14 protein-coding genes are annotated in these 19,191 nt (G+C 67.7%); 7 read left to right on the top strand and 7 right to left on the bottom strand.

The window, feature by feature from the left end; genetic code table 11:
- The first annotated feature begins 47 nt into the window (after window positions 1–47).
- The 3 genes from G6N44_RS09180 to G6N44_RS09170 are packed head-to-tail and all read left to right on the top strand — an operon-like array spanning window position 48 to window position 4,398.
- Window positions 48–752: a helix-turn-helix transcriptional regulator gene (locus tag G6N44_RS09180; RefSeq protein ID WP_163663316.1), complete on the top strand. Its 705-nt coding sequence runs from the start codon at window positions 48–50 to the stop codon at window positions 750–752.
- Entirely contained in the window at window positions 749–1,834 is a 1,086-nt protein-coding gene (locus G6N44_RS09175; protein WP_163663314.1) for a DUF8744 domain-containing protein, read from the top strand. Before G6N44_RS09180 ends, G6N44_RS09175 begins: the two co-directional genes overlap by 4 nt.
- Window positions 1,831–4,398: a multicopper oxidase domain-containing protein gene (locus tag G6N44_RS09170; RefSeq protein ID WP_163663312.1), complete on the top strand. Its 2,568-nt coding sequence runs from the start codon at window positions 1,831–1,833 to the stop codon at window positions 4,396–4,398. Before G6N44_RS09175 ends, G6N44_RS09170 begins: the two co-directional genes overlap by 4 nt.
- A gap of 14 nt (window positions 4,399–4,412) precedes the next feature.
- Here the strand turns inward: G6N44_RS09170 and G6N44_RS09165 are convergent, their stop codons facing one another.
- The 4 genes from G6N44_RS09165 to G6N44_RS09150 all read right to left on the bottom strand — a co-directional run bounded on the left by G6N44_RS09165 (window position 4,413) and on the right by G6N44_RS09150 (window position 9,162).
- Window positions 4,413–5,177, bottom strand: coding sequence for a hypothetical protein (locus G6N44_RS09165; protein ID WP_163663310.1), 765 nt, complete (start codon window positions 5,175–5,177; stop codon window positions 4,413–4,415).
- 35 nt (window positions 5,178–5,212) lie between these two features.
- Window positions 5,213–6,583: a TIGR00366 family protein gene (locus G6N44_RS09160; RefSeq protein ID WP_372508190.1), complete on the bottom strand. Its 1,371-nt coding sequence runs from the start codon at window positions 6,581–6,583 to the stop codon at window positions 5,213–5,215.
- Between the two features lie 147 nt (window positions 6,584–6,730).
- On the bottom strand, window positions 6,731–7,342 hold the full coding sequence (locus tag G6N44_RS09155) for a TetR/AcrR family transcriptional regulator (protein ID WP_163663308.1): 612 nt from the start codon (window positions 7,340–7,342) through the stop codon (window positions 6,731–6,733).
- Entirely contained in the window at window positions 7,339–9,162 is a 1,824-nt protein-coding gene (locus tag G6N44_RS09150) for a flavin-containing monooxygenase (protein ID WP_163663306.1), read from the bottom strand. Before G6N44_RS09150 ends, G6N44_RS09155 begins: the two co-directional genes overlap by 4 nt.
- A 191-nt stretch (window positions 9,163–9,353) precedes the next feature.
- Between G6N44_RS09150 and G6N44_RS09145 the strand changes: the two genes are divergently transcribed.
- From G6N44_RS09145 to G6N44_RS09135, 3 genes are read left to right on the top strand one after another with little or no spacing between them, the layout of a single operon-like run.
- Window positions 9,354–10,793, top strand: a complete 1,440-nt coding sequence (locus G6N44_RS09145; RefSeq protein ID WP_163663304.1) for a DHA2 family efflux MFS transporter permease subunit — start codon at window positions 9,354–9,356, stop codon at window positions 10,791–10,793.
- Between the two features lie 38 nt (window positions 10,794–10,831).
- Window positions 10,832–11,578 carry an SDR family oxidoreductase gene (locus G6N44_RS09140; RefSeq protein ID WP_163669758.1) on the top strand — a complete coding sequence of 249 codons (747 nt, stop codon included), beginning with the start codon at window positions 10,832–10,834 and terminating at the stop codon, window positions 11,576–11,578.
- Between the two features lie 34 nt (window positions 11,579–11,612).
- Window positions 11,613–13,103 carry a PucR family transcriptional regulator gene (locus tag G6N44_RS09135; RefSeq protein WP_163663302.1) on the top strand — a complete coding sequence of 497 codons (1,491 nt, stop codon included), beginning with the start codon at window positions 11,613–11,615 and terminating at the stop codon, window positions 13,101–13,103.
- Here the strand turns inward: G6N44_RS09135 and G6N44_RS09130 are convergent.
- The 3 genes from G6N44_RS09130 to G6N44_RS09120 are packed head-to-tail and all read right to left on the bottom strand — an operon-like array spanning window position 13,066 to window position 16,918.
- Window positions 13,066–14,253: a CaiB/BaiF CoA transferase family protein gene (locus G6N44_RS09130; protein WP_163663300.1), complete on the bottom strand. Its 1,188-nt coding sequence runs from the start codon at window positions 14,251–14,253 to the stop codon at window positions 13,066–13,068. The two genes, G6N44_RS09135 and G6N44_RS09130, sit on opposite strands and share 38 nt — an antisense overlap.
- Window positions 14,250–15,713, bottom strand: a complete 1,464-nt coding sequence (locus tag G6N44_RS09125) for an aldehyde dehydrogenase family protein (protein ID WP_179964561.1) — start codon at window positions 15,711–15,713, stop codon at window positions 14,250–14,252. Before G6N44_RS09125 ends, G6N44_RS09130 begins: the two co-directional genes overlap by 4 nt.
- Window positions 15,710–16,918, bottom strand: coding sequence for an acyl-CoA dehydrogenase family protein (locus G6N44_RS09120; protein WP_163663296.1), 1,209 nt, complete (start codon window positions 16,916–16,918; stop codon window positions 15,710–15,712). The genes G6N44_RS09125 and G6N44_RS09120 overlap by 4 nt, the downstream gene beginning before the upstream one ends.
- 207 nt (window positions 16,919–17,125) lie before the next feature.
- Here G6N44_RS09120 and G6N44_RS09115 point away from each other — a divergent pair, with 207 nt between their 5' ends.
- Window positions 17,126–19,189, top strand: coding sequence for an acyltransferase family protein (locus G6N44_RS09115; RefSeq protein ID WP_163663293.1), 2,064 nt, complete (start codon window positions 17,126–17,128; stop codon window positions 19,187–19,189).
- Window positions 19,190–19,191 lie beyond the last annotated feature (2 nt).

Below are 19,191 nucleotides of genomic sequence, written 5' to 3'. Positions count from 1 at the left end.
TTCACCGCCACTGGCCTCTGTACCGCCAATTTACTACAGTTAATTCCGTGAATAAAGAGGGCGTGCCTTTGGGTCCGCGGCCGGCCCCGACGACTGCCGGGTACCCGCCGCTATCCCGGCAGCGGCTGGCCGTGCTCGACTACGTGCGCACGCATGCGCCGGTGCGGATCGCCGCGCTGGCCGCCGGACTGGATCTGCACCCCAACACCGTGCGCGAGCACCTGGACGCGCTGCTGGAGTACCGACTCGTCGAACGCCTCACCGAGGCGCCGACCGGCCGCGGCCGCCCCGCCGCGCTCTATCGGCCCACGGCCGCGGACCCGGCCGTCGTCTCCAGTGACTACGCCGGCCTGGCCACCGCGCTGGCCGGGCATCTCGCCCGCACCAGCGCCACACCGGAACGCGATGCCCGCACCGCCGGAGTCGAGTGGGGCCGAGAACTGGTGGCCGACGCCGCCCTTGGTGACGATCCGCGGGGGACCGTGCTGGACGTGCTTTCCCGGCTCGGGTTCGCCCCGGAAGGCGAGGGTGCCGCGGCCGAGGGCATCGCCCTGCGCGCCTGTCCGTTGCTCGATGCGGCGCGTCGCTACCCGACCATCGTCTGTCAGGTGCACCTCGGGATCATCGAGGGGATCCTGGATCGGATCGGGGCGGTGATCGACGGCGACCTCGAACTGGTGCCCTTCGCCGAACCCGGAGCCTGCCGCCTGTTCCTGCCCAATCCCGTTGTGCGGCAAGGGGACAGGTCATGAGCGCACGGGGACTGCTCCTGCTGCCCGGCGGCTTCGCCCTGCTGGCCGGGTTGAACGCGGCGTTGCCGCTGCTCGGCCTGCCGGCCCCGGTGCGCGCCGACGGCGTGGCCGAGGTGCACGGGATACTGCTGACCCTCGGGTTCGTCGGCACCGTGGTGGCGCTGGAACGGGCCGTGGCCGCCGGTCGGACCCTCGGCTATCTGGCCCCCGCGGCGCTGGGGGCGGGCGCGGTGCTGCTGGTGTTGCCGGTCGGCCAGCAGATCGCCAACACTGCCTTGCTGATCGGGACCGCCGCGCTGGTGGTGCTGTACGTGCCGCTGTGGCGTCGCAATACCGACATCGCCGTGCTCATCCAGGCAGGCGGCGCGGTCCTGGCGGTGGGGGCCGCGCTGCTGTGGTCGGCCCATCTGGCGGTGCCGGTCCTGCTGCCGTGGCTGTCCGGGTTCCTGATCCTGACCATCGCCGGGGAACGCCTCGAGCTGACCCGCATCGTGAACTCAGATTTCCGCACCGAGGCGATGCTGGCCGGCATCGCCGGCGCCTACCTGACCGCCGCGCTGGCCGCGCTGCTGTGGCCGGGCCTGGGCTACCGGCTGCTCGGCCTCACCCTGCTCGCCATGATCGGTTGGCTGGCGTGGCATGACGTGGCCCGCCGCACGGTGCGCGGCACCGGGCTCCCGCGCTACATGGCGGTGTGCCTGCTCACCGGCTACGCCTGGCTCCTGGTCCCGGCCGGAGCGTGGGTGCTGATCGGGCAGGTTCCCGACGGCCGCGGCTACGACGCCGTCGTGCACGCGGTGATGCTGGGCTTCGTGATGTCGATGATCATGGCGCACGCCCCGGTCATCCTGCCGGCGGTGCTGCGCCGGCCACTGCCCTACACCCCGATGATGTACGGACCTGTTGTGCTGCTGCATGTTTCGCTGCTGCTGCGAATCGCGGTCGGCGACGCCGGGGACAGTCAGGCTGCCGTGCAGTGGGGCGGTGTGCTCAATATCGTTGCGGTGCTGGCGTTCGTCGTCGTCGCAGTGGTCTCGGTGAGCCGCCGCACGATCCGTGAGGCCGAGAAGGTGGCGGCATGAAACGCTCGAACTGGCACCTTCGCGCGGGGTCGGTGATCTTCGCCTGGCTGGTCGCGCTGGTGGTGGTGGCGCTCGCGCACCGGTCCATCCCACTGTCCGGGTGGCTGTTGGTGCACCTGCTGGGGTTGGGTGCGGCCGGCAACGCCATCCTGATCTGGAGCCGACATTTCGCCGATGCGCTGCTGCGCCGCACGCCGGACCCGCCGTATCCCGGTCAGGTGCTGCGATTGACGGCGTTCAACATCGGTGCGGTCACGGTGATCGTCGGCATGGTCGGGTTCTGGTGGCCGGTGGTGTTGGCCGGCGGCCTCCTGGTGGCCGCGGTGGCCCTGGTGCATGCCACGGATCTGGTGCGGTTTCTGCGGGCCGCATTGCCCGCCCGGTTCGCGATCACCGTGCACTACTACGTGGCGGCCGCGGTGTTGCTCGCCGTGGGTGTCGGACTCGGTGTGGCGATGGCGAATTCGGCGTTACCGGGAGGTTTGGCCGCGCGCTTCCGCACCGCGCATGCGGTGCTGAACGTATTCGGCTGGATCGGCCTGATGGTGCTCGGCACCCTGGTCACGTTGTGGCCGACGATGTTGCGCACCAGGATGGCCGACGGGGTCGAGCGGGCGGCCCGTCGGGGTCTGCCGGGTCTGCTGGCCGCTCTCGGGGTGGCCGTGAGTGGCGCCCTGGCGGCGTCACCGCAGATTCTGGGTATCGGCGCGGTGCTCTATCTGGCCGCGGCGGGTTGGGTGCTCTGGCCACACCTCGACGAGATACGCCGAAAGCGCCCAGCCGATTTCGCCACCCTGTCGGTGCTGTGCGGGGTGGTGTGGCTGATCGGTGCGCTCGGGTACGCCGGCGTCGGGCTGCTGGCCGCCCGCAGTTGGGAAGCCGCCACCGCCGTCACCGCTGCGCTGGCTCCGGTGCTGTTGGCCGGCTTCCTGGTGCAGGTGCTGTTCGGGTCGTTGGCCTACCTCGTTCCGGTGGTGATCGGTGGTCGTGCCTCGGCCCTGGCCGCCATCGCGACGTTGGAACGTGGTGCCCCGTGGCGGATCAGCATGGCCAACGCCGCGTTGTTGGTGTGCGTGCTACCGGTCCCGAGCCTGGTCCGGGTCGCCTCGTCGGTGCTGGTGCTGGTGGCCTACGCCACCTTCCTGCCCCTGTTGGTGCGGGCGGTGTGGCTGGCCCAACGCAACACCGGTGTGCAGTCCACACCGGGCCGCCCCGAGCCGGTCCCGCTTCCGCGTCGCCTGGGCGTGGCCGCAGCCGGGTTCGCCGTTGTCGTCCTGACCGCCGCGGCAGGTGTCGCCGCCGACCCGTCGAGCCTCGGAATCGCCACGGCGCCTCAGGCGTCGGTCGCCGCAACCGGGCAGACCACCGAGGTGCAAGTGCATGTCGAGGGGATGCGCTTCGTGCCGAACACCATCGAGGTGCCCGCCGGTAACCGACTGCAGATCACCCTGGTCAACACCGGCACCGACCGCCACGACCTGGTTCTGGCCAATGGTGCCCGCACCGAACGGATCGCACCCGGGACCAGCGCCGTGCTCGACGCCGGGGTGATCGGCTCCGATCTGGACGGCTGGTGCTCGGTGGCCGGACACCGGCAGATGGGAATGACCCTGACGGTCAAGGCAATCGGAACGGCACCGGGCATGTCGGCAAACCACCACGCCGGCCCGGCCGCAGCGTCCGTCGATACCGCCGAGGTCGCGCGAAGCCTGGGGAACATTCCCGGTCCGCACTTCGTGGCCCGGGATCCACGCCTGAACGACGCCGGACCGACCCTGCATCGGGTGACGTTGCCGGTCACCGAGGTCGAGCGGGAAGTGTCGCCGGGGATCACCCAGCGGCTGTGGACCTTCGGCGGCAGCGCCCCCGGGCCCACCCTGCGCGGCAAGATCGGCGACGTCTTCGAGATCACCCTGATCAACGACGGCACGATCGGGCACTCCATCGATTTCCACGCGGGGTCGTTGGCGCCGGATCAGCCCATGCGCACCATCAATCCCCGTGAGCGCCTGGTCTATCGGTTCACCGCCACCCGGGCCGGAATCTGGCTGTATCACTGCGCGACCATGCCGATGTCGGTCCACATCGCCAACGGGATGTTCGGCGCCGTCGTCATCGACCCGCCGGACCTGCCGGCCGTCGACCACGAATATCTGATGGTGCAGTCCGAGTTCTACCTCGGTCCGCAGGGCGGCGAGGTCGACGCCGACAAGGTCAGCGCAGACAAGCCCGACCTGGTGGCGTTCAACGGTTATGCCCTGCAGTACGACCGTGCACCGCTGAAAGCCCGGGTCGGCGAACGGGTCCGGATCTGGGTGCTCGCTGCCGGGCCCAACCGCGGCACGGCGTTCCACGTGGTCGGCGGCCAGTTCGACACGGTCTGGGCCGAGGGGGACTACCGGCTGCGGCCCGGTGCCGGCGGATCCCAGGTCCTCGGGCTGTTCCCGGCCCAAGGCGGTTTCGTCGAGTTGACCTTCCCGGAGCCGGGTAACTACCCGTTCGTCTCGCACGCGATGATCGACGCCGAACGCGGCGCGCACGGGGTGGTGAGTGTGCGGCCGTGACGGGGTGGGTTGCCCTACTGCGTCAACCGCTCCCGCATCCCGGGTGCGAGCAAGCCGGTGAGGGTGTTCCACTCCACGGTCACCGGGTAGTAGTCGCCGAGCACATGGGCGACGGGGAGGTAGATCACCAGGCCGTCGTCGTCGGGCAGCCAGTTGGCGAGCTGATCGGCGACCGGTTCGGGTGCGGACTGGCCGGCCAGCTTCTCGTCGTCGGCGATCTCGGTCTTGATGCCGTCGACGAGGGTGGTCAGCCCGGCGGTCTGGTCGGTGAACAGGTCGGTGATCATGATCGGTTCGGCGGTGTGGGCATCGATCACCGTCGTCGCCACCGCGTTGAACGGATGCGCCGCATGGTCGACGAAGATGTTGAGCAGCAGCACACCGGCTACCGCGCCGTTGCCGATGTGGGAGACCTCGCTGCGGTCGTCCTCGTCGAGGACGCCGGGTGCGACGGTGGTCGGGCGATTGTCTTCGGTGGGCTTGAGATAGTCGTCGAGGGCTGCGCGGATCCCGCTGTTGAACTTGTCCCGCACCGCGGCGTCTCCGCCGCGCAACTGTGGCAACTCGGCACGGTAGGTGACCGTGCCCCGGGTGCCGTTGACGGGTTCGATGACGCCGGTGAACGGCGTGGCCTCGGCGTTCGCCGAGGTGCTCGTGGTTGTCGGCTCCGGGCTGCTGTGGCTGTCCGATCCGCCTGAGCTGCACGCGGTGCCCACACCGAGCATCGAGACGACGGCCACGGCCGACGCCAGGCTGCGAAACATCGTTGCCTCGATCATTTTCCGACCCTAACCGGGTGAGGTGGCGCTCGGGGTCAAATGACGAACGGTGCGATGAGGGTGGTGGCACCCAACACCACCACCCCGATCAAGAACGCGACGACGGTAAAGCCCATGACTTGGCGGACATTGAGTTTCGCGATGGCCAGCAGGGGGAGTAACCAGAACGGCTGGATCATGTTCGCAACACCCTCGCCGACGGCGACCGCCATGGAGATCAACCCCAGATACGCCGGTGAGTCCTGGCCGAGCGCCAGTGCCGAGTCGACGGCGATCGGGCCCTGCACCGCCCAGTGACCGCCACCCGACGGCACGAACAGGCTGATGATCAACGATCCGATGAAGGTGAGGAACGGCAGTGTGTACTGCGTCGCACCGTTCACGAGCATCTCGGCGAGCAGGGTCTGCAGTGGCTTGACCCCTTCGGCCGCTTGATAACCCAGCAAGCCGACCAGACCGCCGTACAGCGGATACTGCAGGAGCAGCGGTCCGGAGACCTTCGCGGCACCGGTGAAGGCCCGGATGAACCGGATCGGGGTGCGGTGCAGCAGTGCACTGGTGATCGTGAACAGCATGATCATCGAGGCGATGTTCAGGGCGAATCCGCTGAGGACGAAATAGGCCATGCCTGCGGCGAATACAAGGACGTTGAGAATCCACAGGTCTTCGAGCCATTCGGCGAACGTTCGCTTGCCGGGCGAGGCTTTGTCCTCCGGTTGCTCCTCGTCCTCGAACACCGCCGGATCGGGTGCCAGGCTCTCCGCCGGCTCCATCCGCCAGATCGCCAGGGCGAGTAGAGCCAACACCACGATGACCGACAGCCAGCTGTAGGGCTGGAAGATGGTCAGCTGCAGCGGCACGGTGATGCCGGTCAGTTTGTGGATCACGTTGATCGGGCTGCTGTCGTCGGTGTTGGCCAGCGCGATCGACGACGAAAGTCCCTGTGTCCAGATGATGAAGCCCATGAATGCTGCCGCGATGAGGTAGCCGAAGTGCGCGTCGGTGAAGCGCTTGGCGACCTGCCGGGCGACCAACGCACCGGCTACCAGCCCGAGTCCCCAGTTCAGCAGGGAGAGAACAGCACTCACGCCGAAGCACAGGAGCGCCCCCTGGACCTGGTTGTTCGGCTTGCCGGCGATGTAGACGATGGCCCGCTTCAGGACCGGCGCCTCGGCGAGGGTGTAGCCCGTCACGAGGATCAGGACCATCTGGAAGGCGAACGTGAAGATGTTCTGCGATCCCCAGACGCCGCCGTACCAGGCCTGGAGCATGCCGCTGGGTGAGGCGTCGTGCACCAGAAGCCCGACCAGCGCCGCGACGAGAAGGGTGAGGATGACCGCGAACAGATACGGATCGGGCATCAGCCGCTCGACGTAGCGGACACACAGTGCGGTCAGCGACTGCATGAAGCCGCGACGTCTGGGTTTGTGGTCTTCGCCCGGTGGCATCCCCGCCGTGGCCGCCGCGTCTCCGCTCGTCATTGCCCTACCCCCACCCTTTTCGGTGCCTGATCGGCACGCACTTTAGCGGCAGAACCGTTCCCCGGAGTTCATTCAGCGCATGGTGGCGTGCAGGGCGTCGGTCATCGCGTCGATGGCGGCCTCGCGATCCAACGGCCACCCCTCGACGAGCCACACATGCATGAAGGAATCGACCATCGCGTACATCATTGCGATGGCCAGCCGGAGCCGTCCCTCGGCGGCACCGGGCATGACGTTGCCGGCGACCCAGTCGTTCACGTCGGCTTCCATCGTCGCGCGGTGTGCGGCGGCGAACTCAGGGTCGGCGGCGCGCGCCTGATGCAAGGCTGTGTAGAGCTCCGGGGCGGACGTGTAGAAATCGACCACCTTCTCGAAGAAGGCACGGATCGAGGGGCGCCCCGACTCGCCGCCGCGTGGGGCGTGTTCTTCGGTCCACACCGTCATCCGGGTGTCGCGGAGCTCCCGCAGCACCGCGGCCTTGCTGTCGAAATGCAGGTAGAACGTCGCCCGCCCGACCCCGGCGCGCCGCACGATGTCGTCGATGGTCACCGCGACATAGCCACGTTCGGCGAAGGCCTCCAAGGCCGCGGTCATCAGGTGTTCGCGGGTCATCAGCCGGTGCCGGTCCCGCATGGTCAGTTTCGGTGCCGCACCGGCGGCTGCGGCATCAGCGGTTTCGGTCACCCGATCTTCACCCCTTCCAGTTGGCCGGTGGAGCGCCACTTGTGCAGCATGTCGAAGAAGTCGACGGGCTTGCCGCCGAAGTTGTTGGCCAGCATGCTGTGTGGGTTGTCCCGATCACCCTCTGAGCTCAGGTAGCTCGGGGTGCAGTCGGCGTAGAACGCCTTGGGCTTCACGGTGGACTCGTTCATCTCCGCCAGCCATTCGTTCTCGGCCTCCTGGGTGGCTTCGATGGTCGCCGCGCCGCGTTCGGCCCAGGTCTTGACCAGGTAGGTGAAATGGCGGGCCCGTTCCTCGGCGGTGTGGGTGTAGTTGGGCGAAACCCCGGACTGGGTGTAGCCGAGGAAGAAGCAGTTGGGGAAGCCGTGGCTCTGCAGACCGTGCAGGGTGCGCATCCCCTTGGCCCACTTGTCGCTGAGGCGCTGGTTGTCCCGCCCGACGATCTCGAACCCGAGACGACGGGTGAACTCGGTGCCGACCTCGAAGCCGGTTGCGAACACCAACGCGTCGAGCTCGTACTCGACCCCGTCGACGACGACGGCGGTGTCGGTGAACCGCTCCACTCCGCGGCCGTCGGTGTCGACGAGTTCGACGGTGTCCCGGTTGAAGGTCTCCAGGTAGTCGTCGTGGTAGCCGGCGCGCTTGCAGTTCAGCTTGAACCACGGCTTGAGCGCGTCGGCGGTCCCGGAGTCACGCACGGTCCGGCTGATCCGGGCCCGCAGGCGCTCCATCGCGTCGAAGTCGGCGCGATACAGGAAGGCGCCGATTTCCTCGGCCGTCATCTCCCGGCCCAGGCGCGCGGTCTCGCGGATCACCGCTGGTTCGGTCAGGGCGAGCGCGTTGCGGGTCCATCCGTCGTCGGTGAGATCGAGGTCCATCTCGACCCCGCAGGTGACGCGGGTGAAGTTCTCCATCCGTTCGCGCTGCCAACCCGGCATCAGACTGGCCGCCCAGGTGGGGTCGGTCGGCCGGTTGTTCCGTTCGGCGACGGTGCTCGGAGTCCGTTGGAACACATACAGTTTCTGCGCCCACCGGCCGAGGTGCGGGATGCACTGCAGCCCGGTCGCCCCGGTGCCGATGACGCCGACCCGCTTGTCCTGCAGTCCGGTCAGCCCGCCGGTCTCGTCACCGCCGGTGTAGCCGTAGTCCCAGCGGCTGGTGTGGAAGGTGTGCCCGCCGAACTCGTTGATGCCCGCAATTCCGGGCAGTTTCGGCCGGGTGAGCGATCCGGGTGAGACGGCGACCAGGTTCGCGGTCAGCAGGTCACCGCGATTCGTCGTCACCTGCCAGTGCGCGGCGGCGCCGTTCCAGTGCATGCCGGTAACAGTGGTCTGCAACAAGGCATTTCGGTACAGCCCATAGTGGCGGGCGACGGCCTGCAGGTGCTCGCGGATCTCCGGCCCGTGCGCGTAGCGCTCCGTCGGCATGTAGCCCAACTCTTCGAGCAGCGGCAGGTAGATGTAGGACTCGATGTCGCACTGGGCGCCTGGATAGCGGTTCCAGTACCAGGTGCCGCCGAAGTCGCCGGCGGTGTCGACGATCCGGACGTCGTCGATGCCGGCCTCCTGCAGTCGCGCCGCGGCGATCAGGCTGCCCAGCCCGGCCCCGATGATCAGGACCTGCACGTGGTCGCGTACCGGATCGCGGTGCAGGGGTTGCGCCCACGGGTCATCGGCGTAGTGCGAGAAGTCCGCGGTGACCTCGACGAACTGGTCGACGGCGTCGGCCCGCAGGCGCTTGTCGCGCTCGTGCGCGTACTTGGCGCGCACCCAGTCCTCGTCGTACTCCGCCGGCTGCGGTCCCGGGGCGGCCGTCTGTGGCATCTCGTCGTGCTCCTCGCGTCGTCAGAATCTCACTAGACAGAGCGTCTTGTCAGTGGACTGTCGAGCATCTTGCCAGACGGTACGTCTCTTGGGCAGGGTGTGCGCGCGGAAATTGAGTTTCACGGCCACAGGTGTCCCACCTACCCTGGGTAGCCGCACACATGAGGAGTGCGGCGACAAGGGGAGTGTGCATGAGCATCGGGGCGGAGGACACCGCGACGCCGCTGCGCACCCAGTCGAGCGCTCACGTCATCATCGCGCTGCTGGTCAGCTCGGCGTTCGTGATGATCCTCAACGAGACGATCATGAGCGTCGCGCTACCGGCGCTGATCGTCGATCTGGATGTTTCCGCGAACACTGCGCAATGGCTGACCAGCGGGTTCCTGTTGACCATGGCGGTCGTCATCCCGATGTCCGGGTCGCTGCTGCAGCGGTTCCCGGTCCGCGGCATCTACCTGACATCGATGACCTTGTTCTGCACCGGCACGTTGGTGGCCGCGCTCGCGCCGGGGTTCGCGGTACTCATGGCCGGACGGATCGTGCAGGCGTGTGGCACTGCGGTCATGATGCCGCTGCTGATGACGACGGTCATGACGTTGATCCCCGCCGACCGGCGCGGGCAGATGATGGGGACCATCTCGATCGTCATCGCGGTCGCGCCGGCGATCGGACCGACGTTGTCGGGTTTCATCCTCGGCTCGCTCGACTGGCGCTGGATGTTCTGGATCGTGCTGCCGATCGCCCTGGTGGCCCTCGGCGCCGGTCTCCTCTGGCTTGGGGTCGACGAGGAACGGCAGAAGCCGACGCCCATCGACCCCATCTCGGTACCGCTGTCGGCGATGGCGTTCGCGGGCTTGGTGTTCGGACTGTCGCTGATGGGTGAATCCGCCCACGGTCAAACGGCCGTCCCCGCGTGGGTGCCGATGTCGATCGGCGCGGTGGCGATGTTGATCTTCGGCGCCCGGCAGATACAGCTGCAACGACGTGACCGCGCGTTCCTGGACCTTCGGCCGTTCACCTATCGGCGGTTCTCGGTGTCGCTGGGCCTGGTGGTCCTCGGCTTCATGGCGCTGTTCGGTGCCATCATCATGGTGCCGCTGTATGTGCAGGATGTGCTGGGGAAGAGTGCGTTGGTCGCCGGTCTGACGAGCCTGCCGGGTGGGCTGCTGATGGGCATCGCAGGTCCACTGGTCGGTCGGGCCTACGACCGTCACGGCGCCCGACGGTTGGTCGTACCAGGGTCGGTGGCGTTGTGCGTGGCCCTGTGGGGATTCACCATGCTGTCGGGGGCGTCGCCGGTCTGGGAACTGGTTGTCCTCCAAACGGTCATGATGGTGGCGTTGTCGATGATGTTCACCCCGTTGATGACCGACGCCCTGAGTGTTCTGCCCGACCGGCTCTACTCACATGGCAGCGCCATCCTCACGACTCTGCAACAGGTCGGAGGCGCGGCCGGCACGGCACTTTTCGTGACGGTCATGACCAAGGCCTCGCAATCGGGCGGTGCGCCCGATCTTCCCGGGGTGCATGCGGCCTTCACGGCCGCGGCGGTGATCAGTGTGCTTGCGGTGGTTACGGCGTTGTTCACCGCCGCACACCCGAACCCGGCGGGCGGCACGCCGACGCACTGACGCACGGACGCACGGACGCCGAGGCGAGGTCGGGCACAATCGAATCCGTGCGCAAAGTCGTGGTCATCACGGGCGCGGGCAGCGGCATCGGCCGTGCGACGGCCCGGGTTCTGCTGGAGGCCGGGCACCGGGTGGTGCTGGCCGGCCGTCGCGCCGGACCATTGGCCGAGATCGGCGGCGAGAACCCGAATGCCCGCGTCGTACCCACCGACGTCACGGATTCCGCCTCGGTGCAGGCACTGTTCGCCAACGCGGTGTCGACGTTCGGCCGGGTGGATGTGTTGTTCAACAATGCCGGGGTGTTCGGACCGTCGGCATCCGTCGCCGACATCGACGACGAGCAGTGGCACGCCACGTGGCGCACGAATGTCGACGGCGCGGTGTTCTGCGCCAGGGAAGCAGCCCGAGTCATGGCGGCCCAGCTGCCCAGGGGCGGGCGAATCATCAACAACGGATCGATCTCGGCGCACCGGCCCCGGCCCAGAAGCCTGGCATACACCGTCACCAAACACGCGATGAGTGGGCTGACCGCGTCAATGTTGTTGGACCTGCGCGACATCGATATCTGTGTCACGCAGATCGACATCGGCAATGCCGCCACCGACATGACCGCCGGATTCAGTCACCAGACTCTGCAGGCCGACGGAAGTCTGGCAGCGGAGCCGACTTTCGACGTCGAGCATGTGGCTCGCGCGATCACGCACCTGGTCGATCTACCCCTGGAGGTGTCGGTCCCGTCGCTGACGGTGATGGCGCGGTCGATGCCGTACTTCGGCCGCGGCTGACCGGTGACTGCCGAAAAGGAGTAAGACTTCTCCTGTGGCACTCACCGTGCGGGATCTGACCGAGCTGGAGCACCTCGGCCTCGTTCTGGTGGCCGGAGCGCGCGGTGCGGACCGTGAGATCTCCTGGGCACATGCGATCGAGTTGACCGACCCGACCCCGTATCTGGCCGGTGGTGAACTGGTCATGACCACCGGCATCAACATCGGGGCCGACGCCGATGCACAGGCCGCCTACGTGGCACGGCTGGCCGCGGCCGGGACCGCGGCGCTGGCCATCGACACCGGCACCACGATTGCCGACATCCCGCAGGCGGTGCGCGCCGCCGGCGATCAGTTGGGGATCCCGGTGCTTGAGGTTCCCGCGTCGACGCCGTTCATCGCGATCGCCCGCATGGTGATCGACGCACTCAAGGCCGACGAACTGCGATCGGTGCAGCGTGTCGTGGACGATCAGGAGGTGCTGGCCCGGGCGACGCTGCGGGGCGGCATCCCCGGGGTGGTCGATGCGCTGGCCGACTGTCTGTCCGCGACCGTCGTGGTGGTCGACACCGACGACACCGTGTTGGCCGCCGCGGGTGGTGCCCAGGAGCGGCTGATCTCCGTACTGGGCGAGCAGGTTCCTCCGACGCGCAGGCAGGGCGCCTATGTCACCACGGACGGGGATGCCTATGTCACCATTCAGACCCTGCGGGCCGCCCAACCCGTTCGCGGTCGGCTTGCGGTCCGCACGGCCGACCCGATGTCCAACGCCGACCGGTTCCTGGTCGCGCACGCCGTGTCGCTGATCTCGATCGCGATCGAGAAGCCGGCCCGGGTGGTCGATGCCGAGCAACTGCTGAGGACAGCGGTGACCCGCGAGATAATTTCGGGCGCCGGTGCGGTGGACAGTGCGGTGTTGCGCTACTTCGGTTTCGAACCCGACGGGGACATCGTGGTGGCGTCGTTCACCGGTGCGGGGCCGGTGTTGGCCGCCGAGCATGTACTGGGCCGGGTGCTGGCATCGTTTCTGATGGCTCCGATGGGTGACGAGATCGTGCTCGTGGTCCCGGCAGGCGGGAGCCGACGTCGTATCCGCAGTGTCGTCGCGGAGCTCGAACAGCAGACGGGAATCGTGGTCGGTGGTGGGATGAGCCGGCCCGCCGGGCTGGCCGATCTGCACACGGCCTTGGAACAGGCCCGCATCGCGGCGCATTCCGGGGGCGGGCGGTTCGGCGAATTCGGTGAACTCAGCCCGATGGGGGTGCTGCTCGAGGGGCGAAGTACCGCCGAACTCCGGGTATTGGCAGCACCATTGGACTCGCTGGGCGGGGGTGACGAGCTGATCCCCACCCTGGCGGCCTTTCTCGGCCGCAACGGCCAGATGGAGGCGGCGGCTGCCGAGCTGGCGGTTCATCGCCACACCATGCGCAACCGGATGCGCCGCATCTGTCATCTGTTGGGCGATGACCTTGAATCGGCCGACACCCGGGCGCAGCTGTGGCTGGCGCTCAGGGCCTGGCAGCTACTGGCGTCCCGCTCGGGGTGAGGTCGCCCTCGTCCAGCGAATCGGCATCGAGCCGAGGCGGGCCGCTGCGGTAGGTGACCGGTGTCGCCGACAACGTGATCGGGTTGGCCACTTGGGGTGTGGACGTTCCGGGCACCGCAACGGTCGCTTCCAACCCGAGTTCGCGGGCGAACGCGAAGGCCTCCGACAGGTCGTTGATCGGCCCGGCCGGCACACTCGCGGCGGTCAGTGCCGCGTACCAGTGGTCGGCACCGTGGTTCTTCAACGCGGTTTCGATGATGGCGCACAACTCATCCCGATGTGCGACCCGTTCCGGATTGGTGCGGAACCGGGGGTTGTCGGCCAGCTCAGGTTCGCCGATGGCCGAGGCGAAGGCACGGAACTGTTTGTCGTTGCCGACCGCGACCGCGATGGGCCGGTCGGCGGTGTCGAACGTCTGATACGGCGCGATACTCGGATGGCGGTTACCCATCATCTGCGGTACTGCACCGGCGCCCAGATACCCGGAAGCCTGGTTGACCATGGAGGACAACAACACCGAGAACAGGTTGGTGTCGACGCGCTGGCCCACCCCGGTGCGATCGCGATGCGCCAGTGCCGCCAGGATTCCGCTCAGCGCGTGCAGTCCGGCCAGCACGTCGACCAGGGCCACGCCGGCCTTGGTGGGATCGCCGGGTTCGGTGCCGGTGACGCTCATCAACCCACCGACCGCCTGCACCAACAGGTCATAGCCCGGCAATCCGGCGCCGCCGTCGTGGCCGAACCCGGTGATCGAGCAGTAGATGACATCGGGACGGATTGCCCGCAGGTCCTCGTAGCCCAGTCCCAGTTTCTCCATGGTGCCCGGCCGGAAGTTCTCGACCACGATGTCGGCACCGGCCACGAGGGACCGGGCGTGATCCCGGTCGTCCGGGTCGGTCAGGTCCAGCACCAGTGACCGCTTGTTCCGGTTGACGGAGTTGAAATATGTTGCCACTCCGGATGAATCGTAGGGCGGTCCCCAGGCCCGGGTGTCGTCGCCGGTACCTGGGCGTTCGATCTTGATGACCTCCGCGCCGAAATCACCGAGCATCATGGTCGCGTACGGCCCGGCCAGCACGCGGCTGAAATCGACGACGACGACACCGTCCAGTGCGCCGGTACCCGGAATCCGCTCGCAAGCTTCGCTCATGCGCCCGGTCGCCCGCCGCGTAGGTACACCGTGGTGGAGTGGGTGAAGAAGTCCCGTGCCGCGCCACCCTGCTCTTTGGGGCCGAGCCCGCTCTTCTTGGCGCCACCGAACGGTACGTGCGGATCGGCGCCGGCAGACTCGGAGTTCACGTGCAGCACTCCGACGTCGATCTGCTCGACTGCCTGCAGCGCCCGGGTCAGGTCCTGTGTGAAAACCGCCGCCGAGAGGCCGAACTCACTGTCGTTGGCGAGTGCGAACGCGGCGTCGGCATCGGCGGCCCGTTTGACCGCGAGCACCGGTCCGAACAATTCGTCGGTCCACACGTCGGCCGGTGCACCCTCGAGTTCGATGATGGTGGGAGCGATGAAGTAGCCCTCGGCCAGCGGGCCGTCGGCGTAGGGGCGCCCACCAGTCAACACCGTGGCGCCTTGCCTGGCCGCGGCCTGAACCCCCGCCGAAATGGACTGGTGTGCAGTGCCGTTGATGACCGGGCCCATCTGGGTCGCATCGTCGGTCGGGTCTCCGACGGTCAGTGCCGCCGCGTGCTCGGCCAGCGTGGCCAGGAACTTCTCGGCGATCCCTTCGGTGACGATCAGACGGGACGTGGCGGTGCATTTCTGCCCGGTCGAGCGGAATGCGCCGAGCATCACCTGTTCGAGGGCCAGATCGATATCGGCATCATCGAGGACGACGGCGGCGTTCTTGCCGCCCATTTCGGCCTGTGCGGGAACTCCACGCGCCGCCGCGGCCGCGGCGATGCACCGCCCGACCCCGGTGGAACCGGTGAACGTGATGCCGTCGATACCGCGGTGGTCGACGATGGCGTTACCGATGTCGGGTCCGCCGATCAACAGATTGAGCACACCGGCGGGCAGGCCGGCCTCGGTCAGCGCCTGCGCGAGTCGAATCGCCAGCAGCGGAACGGTACTCGCGGGCTTCCACACCACGGTGTTGCCGTAGATCAACGCGGGTGCGATCTTCCAGGCCGGGATGGCGATGGGGAAGTTGAACGGCGTGATCACTGCGACCACACCCAACGGCTTGCGGGTGATGAGGATCTGTTCGCCGACCCGGGGGGAGGAGAAGATCTCGCCCGACTGCCGATCTCCTTCATTTCCGTAATAGCGCAGGATCTGCGCAGCCCGCCGAACCTCGCCGATGCCTTCGGCTTTCGTCTTGCCCTCTTCGCGGGCCAGCTCCAGCCCCCACGTCTGCGCATTGCGGTCGACGATGTCCGCAGCGCCCAGCAGGACTGCTCCGCGCTGGTGCATCGGGGTGGTGGCCCAAGGTGCCGCCGCTGCCGTGGCGGCACGCACCGCGGTGTCGACATCGGAGACACGTGCGTCATTTCCCCGAGCCACAACCAGACTCGGCTGCGCCGGGTTCACGCTGAGCAGCTCATCGCCGGTGCCGGGCACCCACTGCCCACCGATCAGGTGCTCGATGACGGCGGTCATCAGCGGAAGGCCGCCTGCCCGGTCAGCGCCTTGCCGATGGAGAGCAGGTGCATCTCGGAGGTGCCCTCGTAGGTGAGGACGGATTCCAGGTTGTTGGCGTGGCGCAGCGGTGCGTATTCGAGCGTGATTCCGCTGCCGCCCAACAGGGTCCGGCATTCACGGGCGATGGACAGTGCTTCGCGGACGTTGTTGAGCTTGCCCAGGCTGATCTGCTCGGGCCGGACCCCCTCGGCATCCTTGATGCGGCCGAGGTGGATCGCCAGCAGCATCCCCTTGCCGAGCTCGAGGGCCATGTTGGCCAGCTTCTCCTGGGTGAGCTGGTAGCTGGTCAGCGGCTTGTCGAACACCTCGCGCGAGCCGGCGTAGTCGATCGCGGTCTCCAGGCTGTCGCGGGCCGCGCCGAGCGCCCCGAACACGATGCCGAACCGGGCCTCATTGAGGCAGGACAGGGGGGCGGACAGTCCGTCGGCCAGCGGCAGTTGCGCCGAGGCGGGCAGCCGCACGTTGTCCAGCACGAGTTCGGAGGTCACCGAGGCCCGCAGCGAGAGCTTGCGGTGAATCTCGTTGGCGGTGAATCCCGGTGTGTCGGTGGGCACCAGGAAGCCCCGGATACCGTCATCGGTCTGTGCCCACACGGTGGCCACGTCGGCGAGGTTGCCGTTGGTGATCCACATCTTGGTGCCGTTGAGCACCCAGTCGCTGCCGTCGCGGCGGGCGCGGGTACGCATGCCTGCGGGGTTGGAACCGAAGTCGGGCTCGGTCAGGCCGAAGCAGCCGATCGCGTCGCCGGCGGCCAGTCGGGGCAGCCATTCGTTCTTCTGTTCTTCCGAGCCGTAGCGGTAGATCGAGAACATCGACAGCGAGCCCTGGACGGAGACGAAGCTGCGGAACCCGCTGTCACCGGCCTCGAGCTCCATGCAGGCCAGGCCGTAGCTGACGGCATTGGTGCCCGCGCAGCCGTAACCCTGCAGGTGCATGCCGAGCACCCCGAGGTTGCCGAACTCCTTGGCCAGCTCCCTGGGCAGAGTCGCCGATTCGAACCATTCCCCGACGTTGGGCTTCAGCCGGGTATCGACAAACTTGCGCACCGTTGCTGCGATCTCGCGTTCGTCGTGATCGAGCAGTCGGTCGGTGGCGAACAGTTCCAAGGGCCGGTACACGGACTTCTTGGCGGCCGGGGTGGCGGTGGCGGTGGCGGTGGCGGTCATGACTCAAGGCTAGATTTTGCCGAGCAAATATGCCCATGGCCGTTCCGTACAATTGATAAGCGTCATCTATCCGTTTCGGCCCTCAGGTTTGTCCGGCCGCCACCGCGACCATATGTCCCGGTGGCCTATGCTCGGTGCGGCGAACGGCGTGCCCCCGGGTGTTCTCGTCGTCAGTGACCGGCGAAGACAGCCCAGGGAAAGTTCAGCGTGCACGTGATTGTTGACGATCCGGTTCGCGTTCCTGCTGCCACGCGGCGGGGCCGTGACGACCTGATCGGATTGAGCGGTGTGGCCATCGTGATGGTGGTCGTCTGCCATTTCTGGCTCGGACGGGCATCCGGCGGCGTCGATGTCCTACTGGTCCTGGCCGGCTACTTCGTCGGCGGTCGCGTCCTGGGGAGTATCGATACCGCCAGCCCGTCCGCATTGGCCGCGGAGGTGGGCCGGGTGGTGCGGTGGGTGGTGCCGCCGCTCGTTCTCGTACTGGTCGTGTCGGCGGTGCTGACCGTGCTCATCCAGCCGCAGACCCGGTGGGAGTCCTTCGCCGAGCAGACCCTGGCCGGCCTGGGCTTCTATCAGAATTGGCAGTTGCTCGGTTCGGCGGACGACTATGTGCAGGCCGGTGCGGCGGTGACCCCGCTGCACCACCTGTGGGCGGTCTCGGTGCTGGGCCAGTTCGCGCTCGCGTTCGTCGTACTGGCCGCTGCGGTCGTCGCGGTGACGGTGCGTCGAGGTGGTGGCGCGCGACGCACCATTCTGGTTGCCGTGTCCGGTGCCGCGATGGCGGTATCGCTGTACTACGCGGTCACCACGCAGTCACACAGCCCGATGCTCGGCTACTACAGCACCGCCGCTCGGGCCTGGGAGCTGTTGGCCGGGGTGCTGGCCGCGGCCTTCGTGGCAGGCCGGGTGGGCCGCATCCGGCCCAGCGGCCGGTGGCGGGCCGGTGCGCCGGCAATCGGGCTGGCGGCAATCCTGGTGTGCGGTGTGCTCACCGACCGGACTGTGCAGTCCCCGGGCATCTGGACGTTGATTCCGGTGGCGGCGACGCTGCTGATCATCGTCAGCGGCATCGCGGAGACGTCGTCGAGGACGGACGAATTCTTGCGCAGCAGCCCGCTGGTCGCCGCCGGGATGCTGGCCTATCCGCTGTACCTGTGGCACTGGCCCGTGTTGATCTTCTGGTTGGCGACCACCAACGACGACGCCGTCGGCCCGGTCGATGGCATCGCGGTCATGCTGGTCGCCGTCGTGCTGGCGGTCCTCACCGCGAGGTGGGCCCACCTGCGATGGCATCGCGGGGTCGGTATCAGGATGGTGTCGGGTGCGGTCGTGGTGTTGGTCGCGGTCATGCTCGTGGCGTCATCGCTCATGTGGCAGGGACATGTCGCACTCGCCCGGACCAGCGGTGCGGAACTGGGCATGCTCTCGATGCGTGACTATCCGGGCGCGCAGGCACTCATCGAGAACCGCACGGTGGCGAAGCTGCCGATGCGCCCGAGTGCGCTGGAGGCCGAGGACGACATCCCTCCGTCGTCGGTCGACCATTGCGTCACGGGGTTCACCGGCGGCGAGGTCGTCACGTGCGTGTACGGAGACCCCAAGGGCGCCCACACGATTGCGTTGGCCGGCGGGTCACATTCCGAGCACTGGCTGACCGCGCTGCACCAGATCGGTCGTCAGCACGGCGTCAGGGTGACCACCTACCTGAAGTTCGGCTGTCCGCTGACCACCAAACGCGTGCCGATCATCGCGGGGTCCTTCGAGACGTACCCGTCCTGCCGAACGTGGTCGGACAACGCCTTGGCGCAGATCATTGCGGACAGACCGGACTACGTGTTCTTCACCTCGACACGTCCGATCCTCAACGGCCCGGGCGACTATGTGCCCGACTATTACCTGGGGATCTGGGATGAATTGTCCGCCAACGGGATCCCGATGCTCGGCGTGCGTGATACACCGTGGATGATCCGTGGCGGCTGGTTCTTCTCGCCGGTGGACTGTCTGTCGTCCGGCGGTGACGCCGAGTCCTGCGGGGTGCCGCGCAACGAAGCCCTGGCCCAGCGCAATCCGACCCTCGCCCACCTGGCCGACTATCCGCTGATGAAGGCCCTCGACCTCAGTGACGCGGTATGCCGCCCGACCATCTGCCGCGCCGTCGAGGGCAACGTGCTGGTCTACCACGATGCCCACCATCTGTCGGCGGCCTATGTGCGCACGCTCACCACCGAGTTGGCCCGGCAGTTGTCGGACGCCCTCGGTTGGTGGTAGCC

This window comes from Mycolicibacterium alvei (assembly GCF_010727325.1).
GTDB lineage: Bacteria > Actinomycetota > Actinomycetes > Mycobacteriales > Mycobacteriaceae > Mycobacterium > Mycobacterium alvei.
The sequence above is the reverse complement of the archived record's forward strand: the minus strand, read 5'-3'. Positions and strand labels throughout refer to the sequence as shown.

Bases quoted from the DNA above. Each gene is read 5' to 3' on its own strand.
- G6N44_RS09130 (WP_163663300.1), bottom strand. From the start codon at position 14,253: ATGAGCGAAGCTTGCGAGCGGATTCCGGGTACCGGCGCACTGGACGGT.
- G6N44_RS09170 (WP_163663312.1), top strand. From the start codon at position 1,831: ATGAAACGCTCGAACTGGCACCTTCGCGCGGGGTCGGTGATCTTCGCC.
- G6N44_RS09150 (WP_163663306.1), bottom strand. From the start codon at position 9,162: ATGCCACAGACGGCCGCCCCGGGACCGCAGCCGGCGGAGTACGACGAG.
- G6N44_RS09145 (WP_163663304.1), top strand. From the start codon at position 9,354: ATGAGCATCGGGGCGGAGGACACCGCGACGCCGCTGCGCACCCAGTCG.
- G6N44_RS09165 (WP_163663310.1), bottom strand. From the start codon at position 5,177: ATGATCGAGGCAACGATGTTTCGCAGCCTGGCGTCGGCCGTGGCCGTC.
- G6N44_RS09160 (WP_372508190.1), bottom strand. From the start codon at position 6,583: ATGCAGTCGCTGACCGCACTGTGTGTCCGCTACGTCGAGCGGCTGATG.
- G6N44_RS09120 (WP_163663296.1), bottom strand. From the start codon at position 16,918: ATGACCGCCACCGCCACCGCCACCGCCACCCCGGCCGCCAAGAAGTCC.
- G6N44_RS09175 (WP_163663314.1), top strand. From the start codon at position 749: ATGAGCGCACGGGGACTGCTCCTGCTGCCCGGCGGCTTCGCCCTGCTG.